General features: G+C 43.0%; 12 protein-coding genes. 1 reads left to right on the top strand and 11 read right to left on the bottom strand.

Features of this window, described 5'->3' with window-relative positions:
* Positions 1 to 55: 55 nt before the first annotated feature.
* The 7 genes from secA to surE form a co-directional block, all read right to left on the bottom strand.
* Positions 56 to 2,845 carry a preprotein translocase subunit SecA gene (secA, locus tag ACM0OP_RS21775; RefSeq protein WP_414530502.1) on the bottom strand — a complete coding sequence of 930 codons (2,790 nt, stop codon included), beginning with the start codon at positions 2,843 to 2,845 and terminating at the stop codon, positions 56 to 58.
* Positions 2,846 to 3,221: 376 nt separating this feature from the next.
* Positions 3,222 to 3,755 carry a diheme cytochrome c gene (locus ACM0OP_RS21780; RefSeq protein ID WP_414530503.1) on the bottom strand — a complete coding sequence of 178 codons (534 nt, stop codon included), beginning with the start codon at positions 3,753 to 3,755 and terminating at the stop codon, positions 3,222 to 3,224.
* A 33-nt stretch (positions 3,756 to 3,788) separates the two neighbouring features.
* Positions 3,789 to 4,046 carry a type II toxin-antitoxin system RelN family antitoxin gene (locus ACM0OP_RS21785; protein ID WP_414530504.1) on the bottom strand — a complete coding sequence of 86 codons (258 nt, stop codon included), beginning with the start codon at positions 4,044 to 4,046 and terminating at the stop codon, positions 3,789 to 3,791.
* A 277-nt stretch (positions 4,047 to 4,323) separates the two neighbouring features.
* The gene (locus ACM0OP_RS21790) at positions 4,324 to 5,232 is read right to left on the bottom strand and encodes an AAA family ATPase (protein ID WP_414530513.1); all 909 of its coding nucleotides are present in this window, start codon (positions 5,230 to 5,232) and stop codon (positions 4,324 to 4,326) included.
* 100 nt (positions 5,233 to 5,332) lie between these two features.
* Positions 5,333 to 6,385 (bottom strand): bifunctional riboflavin kinase/FAD synthetase, encoded by a 1,053-nt coding sequence (locus ACM0OP_RS21795; protein ID WP_414530505.1) that lies wholly within the window; start codon positions 6,383 to 6,385, stop codon positions 5,333 to 5,335.
* 177 nt (positions 6,386 to 6,562) lie between these two features.
* Positions 6,563 to 7,459, bottom strand: a complete 897-nt coding sequence (locus ACM0OP_RS21800) for an MBL fold metallo-hydrolase (protein WP_414530506.1) — start codon at positions 7,457 to 7,459, stop codon at positions 6,563 to 6,565.
* A gap of 244 nt (positions 7,460 to 7,703) precedes the next feature.
* Positions 7,704 to 8,501, bottom strand: coding sequence for a 5'/3'-nucleotidase SurE (gene surE / locus ACM0OP_RS21805; protein ID WP_414530507.1), 798 nt, complete (start codon positions 8,499 to 8,501; stop codon positions 7,704 to 7,706).
* 154 nt (positions 8,502 to 8,655) lie between these two features.
* On the opposite strand from surE, the gene pheS reads away from it, so the two are divergent.
* Complete coding sequence (pheS, locus tag ACM0OP_RS21810) at positions 8,656 to 9,648, top strand: phenylalanine--tRNA ligase subunit alpha (protein ID WP_414530508.1); 993 nt, start codon at positions 8,656 to 8,658, stop codon at positions 9,646 to 9,648.
* A gap of 366 nt (positions 9,649 to 10,014) precedes the next feature.
* On the opposite strand, the gene ACM0OP_RS21815 is transcribed toward pheS, so the two are convergent.
* From ACM0OP_RS21815 to ACM0OP_RS21830, 4 genes are all read right to left on the bottom strand, one after another.
* Positions 10,015 to 10,656: a hypothetical protein gene (locus ACM0OP_RS21815; protein WP_414530509.1), complete on the bottom strand. Its 642-nt coding sequence runs from the start codon at positions 10,654 to 10,656 to the stop codon at positions 10,015 to 10,017.
* Between the two features lie 101 nt (positions 10,657 to 10,757).
* Positions 10,758 to 11,090, bottom strand: coding sequence for a hypothetical protein (locus tag ACM0OP_RS21820; protein WP_414530510.1), 333 nt, complete (start codon positions 11,088 to 11,090; stop codon positions 10,758 to 10,760).
* Positions 11,091 to 11,457: 367 nt separating this feature from the next.
* Complete coding sequence (locus ACM0OP_RS21825; RefSeq protein ID WP_414530511.1) at positions 11,458 to 12,909, bottom strand: RecQ family ATP-dependent DNA helicase; 1,452 nt, start codon at positions 12,907 to 12,909, stop codon at positions 11,458 to 11,460.
* 210 nt (positions 12,910 to 13,119) lie between these two features.
* Positions 13,120 to 14,256: sensor histidine kinase (locus ACM0OP_RS21830; protein WP_414530512.1), on the bottom strand; the 1,137-nt coding region annotated here is incomplete at its 5' end.

Raw genomic sequence — 14,256 nt, forward strand, 5'->3', positions numbered from 1 at the left:
CCCCAATCCCCAATCCCCAATCCCCAATCCCCAATCCCCAGTCCCCAGTCCCCAGCTAGACCATCTCTGAAGCCTGTACTGTGGGTTGAGCCTGAGGCTGGAACATAAACAAGGAGTAAACCACATCGCGGCGGATGTTGACCATCATATCCAAGAAGAGTTCATAACCTTCACTCTTGTACTCAATCAACGGATCTTTCTGTCCATAACCACGCAAACCTACAGACTCTCGTAAAGCATCCATTTGTTGCAAGTGTTCTCGCCAAAGGGTATCAATGCGCTGCAAGATAAAGAACCTTTCAGCTTGTCGCATCAGTCCTGGTTGAATTTGGTCAATCTGGGCTTCTTTGAGGTCATAAGCAATTCGCACTTGTTCATGGAGAAAAGTTTTAATCTCACTAACGGTCATATCCTCTAATTGACTGGGTTCCATATCCGCTAGCAGATAGACAAATTCTTTGACTTTATCTACCAACTTGTCTAACTCCCACTCTTCTGAGGGTAAGTCTGGGTTGATGTAGAAATCAACGATTTCATCCATCGTTTTTTCGGCGTACTTGATTACCTGTTCTTTGAGGTCTTGACCTTCTAACACCCGGCGACGTTCGGCGTAGATGGCGCGACGTTGGTTATTCATTACCTCGTCATACTCAAACACCTGTTTACGGATGTCGTAGTAGTAGGTTTCCACTTTTTTCTGTGCGCCTTCCAAACTACCAGTCAGCATCCTGGATTCAATGGGCATATCTTCCTCTACTTGGAAAGCATTCATTAATCCAGCGACGCGATCGCCGCCAAAGATGCGGAGTAAATTATCTTCTAAACTGAGGAAGAATCTTGTAGAACCGGGGTCTCCTTGTCGTCCAGCCCGTCCCCGCAATTGGTTATCAATCCGCCGTGACTCGTGGCGTTCTGTACCAATGACGTGCAAACCGCCTAATTCAATTACTTCATTGTGTTCTGTATCGGTAAATTCTTCATATTCCTGCTTGATGCGGTTGTACGCTTCCCGCAACTTTTGAATTACCGGGTCACTGGTAGGGGCTTTTTCAGCTGCTACTGCTACCTTATCTTCTGCCGTCAGTTCTGGTAAGCTACGTTCACCATACTCCTTGACAGCGATTTCTACAGCATCTTTCAATAACTGCTCTGTTTCTTTTTTCAATTCAGTGGGGAAAATTTCTGGTGAAGCCCGCCAAGTTTTGACTTTTTTACCGGGAACAAAACCTTGACCACCGCCGTGTCCTGTGGGTAAGCCCGCAGGTTTTTGTACACCAAAGACATCTTCATTTTCTGGCATAACAATTCGCGGCATAAAGTATTCCCGCAGCTTCAGACGTGCCATGTATTCGGAGTTACCACCCAGAATGATATCTGTACCCCGACCCGCCATGTTAGTAGCAATCGTTACGGCTCCTCTGCGTCCTGCTTGGGCGACAATTTCCGCTTCTCGTTCTACGTTTTCTGGGCGGGCGTTCAGCAGTTCATGGGGAATCTCCATCTGCTTGAGTAGCTGACTGAGATATTCTGATTTTTCTACACTAGTTGTTCCTACTAGGACTGGTCTACCGATTTCGTGCATTTCGGCACATTCTCCGGCGATCGCCCGCCATTTCCCCGGCTCAGTTTTAAACACCATATCCGCCAAATCTTCCCGTTTTCTGATGCGATTTGTGGGAATTACCGTAACTTGTAACTTGTAGATTTTTTCAAACTCTGGCTCTTCAGTCTTTGCTGTTCCAGTCATCCCACCTAATTTGGGATACAGCAAAAACAAATTTTGATAAGTAATTGTGGCCAAAGTTTGAGTTTCTGGCTGAATATCTACGTGTTCTTTAGCTTCAATTGCCTGGTGTAGTCCATCACTCCACCGCCTTCCTGGTAACACCCGCCCTGTAAATTCATCGACAATAATTACTTCCTTATTGCCAACAATGTAGTGTTTATCCTTGAGAAACAATTCCTTGGCTTTAATTGCATTGAACATGAAATGCGCCCAGGGATCTTCCGGATCAAATAAATCTGTAACTCCCAGAAGATTTTCTGCTTCCGCAAACCCTTCATCAGTTAACAGGACATTACGAGCTTTTTCATCCACTTCATAATGTTCATCTACTTGTAACTGGAAGGAAATTTCCGCCGCGCGGAGATATTTCTCTGTAGGTCTTTCTACCTGTCCAGAAATAATTAGTGGTGTGCGCGCCTCATCCACTAAAATCGAGTCTACCTCGTCAATTACACAATAATTAAACGGACGTTGTACCACATCAGCCATTGATGTGGCCATATTATCCCGCAGATAGTCAAAACCTATCTCACTATTAGTGACATAAGTGATATCACAATCATAGTTTTTCTTCCGTTCACTGGGAGTCATGGTGGACTGAATTAATCCCACACTCAGCCCCATGAACCGATGCACCTGTCCCATCCATTCCGCATCCCGACGAGCCAGGTAGTCGTTAACTGTAATGACGTGTACGCCTTTACCTGTGAGGGCATTTAAATAACTAGGTAAAGTAGCAACCAGAGTTTTACCCTCTCCGGTCTTCATTTCCGCGATTTGCCCAGAATGCAGGATAACACCACCCAACAGTTGAACGTCAAAATGCCGCAACCCTAATACCCGCCGTCCTGCTTCTCTCACCACAGCAAAAGCTTCTGGCAGAATATCATCTAGGGTTTCGCCCTGGGCAAGGCGCTGTTTAAATTCTCCTGTTTTACCTTTTAAGTCCTCATCAGAAAGAGTTTGAATATCTTCTTCTAGGAGGTTAACTTCACTGATGTAAGGTTGGTATTTTTTTAGCTTACGAGCGTTGGGATCGCCCAACAAGAGTTTTAGCATGGCAGATTATGAAACTAAATCAAGGGTTAAGGGAAATAAAGTTTTTGTATTGATTATAAGAATTTAACCCAGTGCAGCCATTCTGGTTGTAGATGGGTATAAAATCAGAACTAACTCAAAAACCGTAAAAAGTAGATCCAATCATTTATTAAACCGATTGGTTTTATGTTTCAGTTTAAATTTCAAACTAATCTAATAGTATCATTTTGCTCTCAACTGAGTCAGACAAGGTAAAGACTGGGTACTGGGGATTGGGTACTGGGGATTGGGTACTCGGGACTGGGTATTGGAAACTAAAAATCTTTCCTCCCACACTTCCCACACTTCCCACACCTCCCTACTCCCCACACTTCCCACGCTTCCCACACCCTACTCCCTACTCCCCATTCAGGGTGCGGAAATTAAAATCCCTCGCGGTGGGATGACAACTGACACAACTGTTGATTTCCACTGGACGGATTAAATCAACTTGGGGATGCAAGGCCTGAAAATAACGTGAAGAGTTGACGCGATAGGGGGTGGCTTCGTCTTGTAGATGCGATCGCGAAAAGGTAGAAAGATACCGCCAAACCAACATTCGAGGGGGATCAATTAACGGTGTCAGTTGTACACCATAATGCTGTGAATCTTGTAAAAGATTTCTCCAGGTTTGGGTAGGTAAAACTTCTGGGGGAAGAGGTAGGTGACAACTACCACAGTTTTCCAGATATAGTTCTTTCCCTAACTGATATTGTGCTGGTACTACGTCAACTGTACCAATTTCTGAGGTGGGAGTGGTACTGTAAGCGCTAGTTGCGAAGGATAGCACCCAGCCCATAGCTAAACTCCAAGCTACAATGACCAAAATTAAGCCTAGGGGACGGCGTTTGAGTTGAGTTTTCCGGGATTGGTGCTTGACAAACTTTGACATTTCTCATATTTCCAAATAAGTCGCTATATTTTGTTACTCCGCATCAATCCTGTCCCACAATTCACTAATTGGTTTACCTTGTCCGGCTTGGGCTTTTTGTAAGGCTATTCTTAAATTGGTCTTAATCTCTTCAATGGGTGTATCTTTAGGGTCAAATGCTCTTAATTCTATCTGTTCTGGAACTAAGACAATTACCCGCACTTGATCAGCATAAGTTGTTCCCTGAATTGGCTGATCTAGAAGCAAATTTCCTTCAGCATCAATCTTGCCAGTAACTTCGATAGCTTTCATGTTTTATCTTCTGATTTTAAACAAGATCCTAACACGCTGAAATCTAAGCAGGACAAGGATAGTGAAGTCTTTAAACGGGGTAGGGAGTAGGGGAAGAGACTGGGACAAAGCTTTAGACGCATCTTCGCTGTCGCTACTCATGGGTTAATGCTCGAAGGGAAGCGGTTTTTCCTCCTTTTCATCCCGTTTTACGGATTGATGGGGAGTCGCTACTGTTCCCTTCGGGTAAATGAATCGCACAGTACCAAATTCAAATGGGGGACTGAGGGCGAGATAGTTAAGGTATGGAAACTGACCTTAATATTCGGTCAATTACAGTTCGGGGATTGCGTCCTCCTCTGGCGATGAGACGATGACAGAGTACGTGAGGAACAAGAAATTTTACATCATCGGGAATGGCGTAATCACGCCCTGAGAGAAAAGCTAAGGCTTGGGTGGCTTTTTGTAAGGCGACAGTACCACGGGGACTCACACCCAAGGTAATTTCTTCATCCTGACGTGTGGAGCGGACTAATTCTAGAATGTATTGTTGCAAAGATGTTTCTACTCTTACCTGGGAACAGATTTTCCGTAATTCTGCGACCTCATCTAAGGTAATGCAAGGCTGTAAATCAGTAAAACTCATGCCTTTTTGCAGGTTTTGCAGCATTTCTAGTTCTTCTGTAGCCCCAGGGTAGCCCAAACTCAAGGACAACATAAACCGATCCATTTGGGCTTCGGGTAAGGGAAAAGTCCCTTGGTATTCTATGGGATTCTGGGTAGCAATTACAAAGAAAGGGTGAGGAACTGGACGGGAGACACTATCAATTGTGACTTGATGCTCCTCCATTACTTCTAATAAAGCCGATTGGGTTCGGGGTGTGGCGCGGTTGATTTCGTCCGCTAGGAGAATGTTGGCAAATACTGGCCCTGGGAGAAAGGTAAATTCGCCGCTTTTCGGGTTCCAAATATTAGTACCGGTGATGTCTGTTGGGAGTAAATCGGGGGTACATTGTAGCCGTTGAAACTTGCCATCTAGTGAACGAGCTAGGGATTTAGCGAGGAGAGTTTTGCCAACTCCAGGGACATCTTCTAGCAGAGCATGACCACCTCCTAACAGGGCGACTAGCACTAAGCGGATTGCTTCGTGTTTGCCGACGATGGTACGAGCAAGATTTTGTGTTAGGGTGTCAATTTTTTCTCTCATGCACCAAGGTTGGTAATTGGTTAGGTGGTGGGAAGGGAGAATTACTTGTGCTATTTTCTCCATTCCCATATTTAGAGTATTCCCATTCAGTTATGCAAAATCAGCATTTAGGATTCAAAAGTTCTCTAGCGACTGTACAGTCCAGTTGAATTTGGGTTTTTAGGTCTTGTAGAGAAGGAAATTTCTGTTCGGGGCGCAAAAATTCAATTAATTGCACAGTTAGTTTTTTGCCGTATAAATCACTTGACCAGTCGAATATATGCACTTCTACTGTTAAGTTGCTACCGTTGACTGTGGGGCGTTTACCTATATTCATTACACCTACAAGATTCTGTGCGGTGCTGGTATCCTGTGTCTGAGTGGAAATAGTAGCGCGGACAGCATAAACTCCTGGGCGGGGGACAAATTTTTCTTTTGGTAGTTGCAGGTTGGCGGTAGGAAAGCCAATAGTTCGTCCTATTTGTTGACCGGTAATCACTGTACCAATGAGGTTGTAAGGTCTTCCTAGTAGAAGGTTGGCGTTTTTGATGTCGCCACTTTCTAAATAGTGACGAATCAGTGAAGTGCTAATGGGAGGAGAGTCTGGGGTGGGAGTTTGGTTTGTGTAGGTTTGTAAGGAGACGATGGTGACGGGGATATGATGATGGGCGGCTAATATTTGCAAGTCTTTGGCAGTTCCACGACGCTGTTTGCCAAAACAAAAGTCTTCACCGACGCTAATTCGGCGACATTGCAGTTTTTGAACTAATATCTGCTCGACAAAATCTTGGGGAGATAGGGCTGATAATTCTTGGTTAAAGGGTAAGAGTACAAGTTGTTCTATTCCTAGCGATCGCAATTGTTGGACTTTTTCATCCAGTGGTGTTAACAAAGTCCGTGGTTGACCTGTAAAAAATTCCAGTGGATGGGGATCGAAGGTGACAACTGTCGAGTATGTCTGTTCTGGGGTTGGGGGAGGAGCAAATTTCGCTAAGTTATCGCTATTTTCTCGGCTGTCCTGATGAAATACTGGGGGCAAAATTGGTTGAATAACCTTGTGATGTCCAAGATGTACACCATCAAATTTGCCGAGAGCTACAGCAGTTGGCTTGAGTGCCAATTCCGTGGAGGAAGCAACCCACAGAGAACATCCATTTTTAGACAAATTGAGCATCCGGATTCTGGGATTTTAGGTTTATTTAGCTATCAGCCACAAGCTACATTACGGTCAGCCCCCTAGAGGAATAGCTTTGTCGCTATCAGCTACAAACTTCTGTAAGGTAGGCGATCGCGCTCATAGTTCTTGATCACCAATCTAATCTAAAATCTCATATTGCTTCTACTGCCACTTTCATACACAGAATTTGCTGGCGGGAAAAGATTCTGATAACTGAGGGGAGGTAGTAACTTCCAGAACCATTCCTTCTCTGGCCATGATTGCACCAGGAAATTCCTGAATTGCTTGTTCCCCGATTCGATCCAAAAAATCATCATTGTGGGCGGGATCGTGGTGGTAAATCACCAGATTTTTCACATTAGCGGCTTTTGCTACTTTCACAGCTTCTTGCCATGTCGAATGTCCCCAACCAATTTTTGGTGATTTTGGTGAATGGTATTCTTCATCTGTATAAGTAGAATCATAAATGATCACATCTGCATCCCGTGATAGCCACAGGACATTTTCATCTAGCTTGTCAGAAAAATGTTCGGTATCACTGAGATAAACAGCTGTACCACCGCGCCAGTTAACTCGGTAGCCTACGGCTTCTCCTGGATGGTTCAGGGATGCTGTTTCTATAGTAATGTCATTAATATGTAAAGATTGCCCTGGTTTTATGTCATGAAATGCCAGATTTGACTGCATGATTTGTAAGGGTACAGGAAAATTAGGGTGCAGCATCTGGTCATTGAGACGTTGTTCGATAGTGGAACCATCAGGAGCGATCGCACCGTAAATATGAAATTTATTCCCCTCCACAAACCCTGGGACAAAAAACGGAAATCCTTGAATATGATCCCAGTGAGAATGGGTAAAAAATATATGACCTTCCGTTGGCATTTGGCACAATAAGGATTGCCCTAATACGTGTAGTCCTGTCCCACAGTCAAAAATCAAGCGTCTACCCCCCACTTGCATCTCTACACAAGGGGTATTACCACCATAACGGACAGTATTTGGACCTGGACAAGGGATGCTCCCGCGAACGCCCCAAAATTTTACAGTAAATTGGTTCTCTATCCTGGACATGGGTGTTGCTTGCTGGATTGAGCGGGCGAGCAATAAAAACAAGTTTATGATTTTTATCTAAATCTATTTTAATGTATTTCGGAAAGACCTATAACTGAGTGAAAAAATACCCAATTTAGTTGTAGTCTCTGGAAACCCCAAAGTGATGAGGATAAAAATAGATGATTAAATCTTGAGAATTACGGACTTTATGCCAACTCACTGCTACATATTACCAATAAGTTGCCCCAAATTGATTGTCAATTCAGGAAAGTGGAAATTCCCAATTGGACAACTTATCTAGTCCTTGAGGGTATGTCAGATTATATTGTAGTGGCGTAATGCTGATGTAGTTATTGCGGATGACATCGACATCAATCGGCACTTTGTCAGATAAATGTAAACCAGCAGGCGGTTCGACTTCTTCTAATACTTCTCCCGTTAACCAGTAGTAAGTTTTGCCCCTGGGATCAACTCGCTTATCAAAAACATCCACATAGCGCCGTACTCCTTGACGAGTAAAAGTCACCCCGACAATTTCTTCCCAGTTGATGGCGGGAATATTCACATTCAGTAACATCAATTCTGGTAGGGGATTTACCGCTAATTTATCCACCAGAATTTGAGCAAATTTAGCCGCAGGTTGAAAGTCTTTGGATGTATGGCTGGTAAGACTGAAGGCTATGCTGGGAATCCCTTCAATAATCCCTTCCATCGCTGCTGAAACAGTACCAGAATAAAGAATTTCCGTTCCCAGGTTTGCGCCTTGATTAATTCCAGACAGCACCAAGTCAGGAGGGGAATCTAGCAAAGCCCACAGTGCCAATTTTACGCAGTCTGAGGGAGTCCCATCGCAAGCCCAAGCATTGACAGCAGGATGAAAAACCGATTCAATGACCTCGGCGCGAATAGGTTGGTGCATGGTGAGTCCATGGCCAGTTGCCGATCGCTCTCGATCTGGACAAACTACACTGACATCATGGCCTGCTTCCGCCAAGCAGTCGGCGAGGGTACGAATACCCAAGGCGGAAACTCCGTCATCATTGCTAATGAGTAATTTCATGGGTGAATAGTTAATTATCGATGTATTCAGTATGAGGCAAAAAATCCCTCTCACACAGCCAATGACCTTTAAACTAGTAGAAAGAGGTTGGTTTTTCACCTTGGCCTCTGTTTAAATTATTTGGTTACAGACTATAACCAATGACTAATAACTAATGACTACCAATTTAGAGGCTCAACTTTTAGCACTGCGGCAAGAAGGAGAAACAGCGATCGCTGCTGCCGATACCCTAGAACGTTTAGAGGAACTCAGAATTAGCTATCTGGGAAAAAAAGGGCAACTGGGGGCGTTATTGCGAAGTATGGGACAAATGAGTGCGGAGGAAAGACCGAAAATTGGGGCGATCGCCAATACAGTCAAAGAATCGCTCCAAAATAGTTTAGACCAGCAACGGACATCCTTAGAAACCGCCAAAATTCAGGCACAGCTAGAGACGGAAACCATCGATGTCACCATGCCGGGAATCTACCGCCCTCAAGGTCGCATTCATCCACTCAACGGCATTATTGATCGGGCGCTGGATATTTTTGTCGGCATGGGCTACACCGTAGCAGAAGGGCCAGAAATGGAAACAGATTATTATAATTTTGAAGCCCTCAATACACCCCCAGATCACCCCGCCCGTGATATGCAGGATACCTTTTACCTCAGTGATGGAAATCTGCTGCGGACTCATACCTCATCAGTACAGATTCGCTACATGGAAAAAGAGGAACCACCCATTCGGGTTGTTGCGCCAGGGCGAGTTTATCGCCGAGATCATGTTGATGCAACTCACTCGGCGGTTTTCCATCAAATCGAACTTTTAGCCATCGATGAAGGTTTAACTTTTACAGACCTCAAAGGTACTGTCAAGCTGTTTCTGCAAGCAATATTTGGCGATTTACCAATTCGTTTCCGTGCTAGTTATTTCCCCTTTACAGAACCTTCTGCTGAAGTAGATTTGCAGTGGAATGGACGCTGGTTAGAAGTGATGGGTTGCGGAATGGTTGATCCAAATGTGATGAAATCGGTAGGTTATGACCCAGAAATTTACACTGGGTTTGCTGCTGGTTTTGGTGTAGAACGTTTTGCAATGGTATTACATCAAATTGATGATATCCGCCGCTTATACTCTAGCGATTTAAGATTTTTACGGCAGTTTTAATTTATTTTTCGTTTCCAGAGTAAATTTGGCTTTTTATCCTAACTAAGCCTCTTTTATTACTCTTGTAATATAAAAATCATCAATCCTTATTTTTAAGAATATTGATGAATTTGGGCTTAAGTTAGGTTCCTTTTTTCAAGGTAATAGAAGAGTGCTAATTGCCTCTAGACTAGAAAATTGATACTATACAAAAAAGCTTGCATTTACAGGCTTTTAAAATTTTTTCGGTTTTGACGCTAGTAACAGGGATGAATTTACTTTTGACTGTAATGCCAAAGGCAAAAATGTTGAATCTCGTTACAAAACTTTACATATTTAGCCTTATAACCCAGCCAGGGTCAGTATTGACCAATACGACCCACAACCTCAATCGTCATAAGGTTGTGGGTCGAGAATCTCTATATCCCCAGGCGATACTTGCCTAACTCCACCAGTTGGATATAAGTCTTTTGAATTGAGAATTTCTACAATGATTTTAGAACCCTTACTACCCAATTGATATCCACCAAAAACTGCAAATTCACCTGTACTTTTGATTCGGAAAATTAACTTGTAAACTTGCCCTGAAGGGTTAACAGCTTTGTACTCTCCACCTAACATCTGTTTCTCCTGATTCAAAAGATTCTTTAGCAATCTTGCAGCCTGTTCATTACCTTTTGGTAGAAATTTGGGCAACCAGTATGAAGCCTTAGCAACTTGCTGAGGCTGTTGTGATAATTTCTTAGATAGGATGGCTATGACGCGCCGGAAGCCTATACGGGGGAGTAAATACTTGAGCCAAAGTTCTATTTCACTCGCATTTGCTTTCTCTAGTCCTCGCTCTAGAAGCACCTCAAAGTATTTTTTGTTCTTGAGTACGGCATTAGCCAATTTTAAGCCAATGACAGAATCCCGATCTACAAGGGCGTTTATCTCATCGAACTGATCTGATTCCGGTAAACTCTTTAGCCTCCGTTGTAAAGCCTTATGGTCTGAAAAATCTTTATCAGTAATAAATCGGCTAGTCATATTATCTTTCCTATTAATATTTTATGACGTTTTTCATCCGACTTAAGTACACCCTGACATCAGTAAATGTCATGTTCTATCTTGGCGGAGGCTGTTCTGTTTTAATCATCATCAGGGGGTAAAATTACACTGATTAGGCTTTTGAATTGACCCGGTTCAAAAAGTTCTGCGGGTAAACCTGCGTTGTTCATCAACTCAGGGGTCGGTCGATAATGTCCAGATTCATTAGTCCACTTGCGGAGAATACCCCTTTTAGTGCGTCCTGAAAAGTAAAGCCGACCTGCGTAGTCCACGTGCTTTCCCATTGCTAAATCTACATGACCAATTGGTCCGCCTCCAACTCTAGCACTGGCTCTACAAATGAATACTTGTCCTTCTATGGTGACAAAATTATACACTCCTGATGCGGTGCGTTCTTCACGTTTGTATCTCACCTCTCGCCATTTTCCTGACTTGAGAACCAGCTGCGATCTTTGGATGATTATTGGCAAGTCCTCCGGGAACAGGTTAGGGAACTTCCTCAATCCCAAAGCTCCTCTTTTCTACCCCCAACATCATCATATTAACTTGTGTCTTGCTTGGAAACAGTTTTTAAATTTATCTCTGGATAGCGAGGAGATGGGACTGAAGCGAGCTTTCTTGAGCAAATTCATGGGGTTAGTGCCATCTCAGTTCAAAAAAACGGTTGATGATGCCATACGTTCAACTAACCGTTTAGTTTCACCACCAGGATAGTTGGGACGGCAAAATTGGATAATGGGTGGGGTACAGCGATAGTGAAAATGATCAAATGACCAATGATTAATGACTATTTCGACAATTATCACAATGTCCACAACGCCAGTTAGCAGCTTCTTTGTCAAAACCAAAGGCGTTTAATAAAAACTGCCAACGACATTTTCTAGTATATAAATATTGATACATTTGTTGAGCAGCTTGTGATTGTGTTCCTAGTTGATATTTCCCCCCTGACTCAATAGTGTAATGGAAAGGGTCAACCCACTTTAATTGACCACTGCTGTGGAGTACAGCTAAAGCTATATCAGCATCACGAAATTGACGCTTTACGGCATTGATTTCTCCTTGCTGGGGTAATCTTTTCACTAACTGCTGGGCTGTACGTTGTTGCGATCGCATTTGCTGTGTAAAAAACTGTCTTCTTTGCCGATCCTCTGGATCTAACCACCCCGTAGGTTCACTCACTAAACTTAAAACATCGGCTGGTTTTCCATCTCTTCCCGCCCGGCCAATTTCTTGAATATATTCAGACATGAGATGAGGGGCGTGAAAATGAACGATCCAACGCACATCTGATTTATTAATCCCCATCCCAAAGGCACAGGTACAAATCACAAAAGGCATTTTACCACTTAACCATTTAGCTTCTATACCCCGGCGTTCTGCTGCACCCAAACCTGCGTGATAACTAGCTGTTATATAACCCATCTCTGCTAACCATACAGCTAAGTTTTCACTATCTTTTCTAGTGCGAACATAAATTAATCCCGATTGTTGGGGGTGATTTTGAATAAACTTTAATAATTGCTGCTTTCGACTCCTTGGTGTCCAAGCTATACGAACAGTAGGATATAAATTGGGGCGGTAGGGATTCAATCTAAAAATTTCTGGTTGCTGTAATTCTAAAACTGTTTGAATAGTTTTTGCGGCTGCGGGGTCAGCAGTTGCGGTAAAAGCAGCAATACTGATTTTTGTTCCTGGTGGTTTTGTTTTCAGTAATGCAGGTCTGACTGCGCCTAATCTGCGATAAGCTGGGCGAAATGTATCGCCCCACTGTACTAAACAATGGGCTTCATCTAATATTAAACCATTGATTTGTAAGGTAGGATTACACAATTTTTCCCATACTGGCGGACTCAATAAAGTTTCTGGGGATAGGTAAAGTAATCTAAGTTGTTGTTTTTCTAAATTTTGCAGTATGGTACGGCGTTGATATGTCGATAATTCATTATGTAAAAGTGCTGCTTTTTGTTGGCGCTGTAATAATTCCTGCACTTGGTTTTCCATTAGTGCTACTAAGGGCGAAACTACTAAGGTTAATCCTGTTTGTAGCAATGCCGGAAGTTGAAAGCAAATTGATTTTCCGCCGCCTGTGGGTAGAATAATTAAGGCATCTTTTTTAGCTAATAAACTCCTGACTATTTCACCCTGTGGGGGACGAAAATCATCATAACCCCAAATTTGTTTAAAAGTAGTGCGAACGGCTTGCCAAGAGTTTAATTCTGGTGTATTCATCAGGATTTACGCTAAATTATTTCCTACTCGAAAATGTTTAAGTCCCGTTAAAACAATCATCACTTAAGGTTCATGCCTGGCATTAAGTTATGGGAATCCTATTTGATTTCTGTTGGCGTAGCCTGCGCTTTGCTCTTACAACTGAAAAAGCTGTTTCCCACTCCCTACTCCCCACTCCCTACTCCCCACCTAAGTAAGTAAGTGGAAACATCAAAGCGGATTACTATATTGTTTTTTAGTTGTCACCTGATGAATTGGTAACTCAACTACAAATTCTGTACCTTTACCTAGTTCTGATTGGCAGTAAATTTTTCCCTTGTGTTTATCTGCAACAATTTGATAACTAATAGAAAGACCTAAACCTGTACCTTTACCAACAACTTTGGTGGTAAAAAATGGATCGAATAGGCGGGAGATATGTTTTTCTTCGATACCGAGTCCATTATCTGCAATGCGAATGCCAATCCAATCGTTATTGAGTAGGTAAGTGGAAATTTTAATTTGACCGGGGTGAGCAGTGAGTTCATGCAATGATAGCTGGAGGTTGCGCTGTTCTACTGCATCAATGGCATTGGAAAGCAAGTTCATAAATACTTGATTCAATTGTCCGGGATAGCATTCTATAGGGGGTAAGGGATTGTAAACTTTGCTGACTTGAATGGTAGAGTTATCGCCTGAAGGCTGCAAACGATGTTGCAAAATCATTAAAGTGCTATCCATACCTTCATGAATATTTGCTGTTTTAAATTCGGCTTCATCTAGGCGGGAAAAGTTGCGTAATGAGGTGACAATTTCACGAATGCGCTCAGTTCCAACTTGCATAGACTGGAATAGTTTCGGTAAATCATTGAATAAAAATTCTATTTCGGCTTTTTGGAAAAACTCTGCGAGTTCTGGTGCAACATCAGGATGATAATGCTGATAAAGTTCTATACATCGTAGTAATTCTTGGGTGTATTGATAGGCGTGTTCTAAGTTACCGTGGATAAAGTTAATGGGGTTATTAATTTCGTGGGCTACTCCTGCTACTAATTGCCCTAAGCTGGCCATTTTTTCAGCGTGGATAATTTGCATTTGGGCTGTGCGTAGTTCTTTGAGTGCTTGGGCGAGTTGATTGGCTTCTTGACGAGTTTCACCTAGTAAGCTGGATTGTTGGAATAAGTTGGCTTGATAGAGGGCGACGCTGATTTGATCTGCTACTTGGGTGACAAATTCTAAGTCTGTTTCTTCCCAATCACGGGGATGGGTGCATTGATGAATACATAACAATCCCCACAATTCTTCTCCTTCTTCTACGGTGTACACACAAGTAGGCCTAGAGCGAGTTTCCAACCAAAAAAGGTGGAT

The organism is Nodularia chucula CCY0103 (assembly GCF_963923915.1).
Lineage (GTDB): Bacteria > Cyanobacteriota > Cyanobacteriia > Cyanobacteriales > Nostocaceae > Nodularia > Nodularia chucula.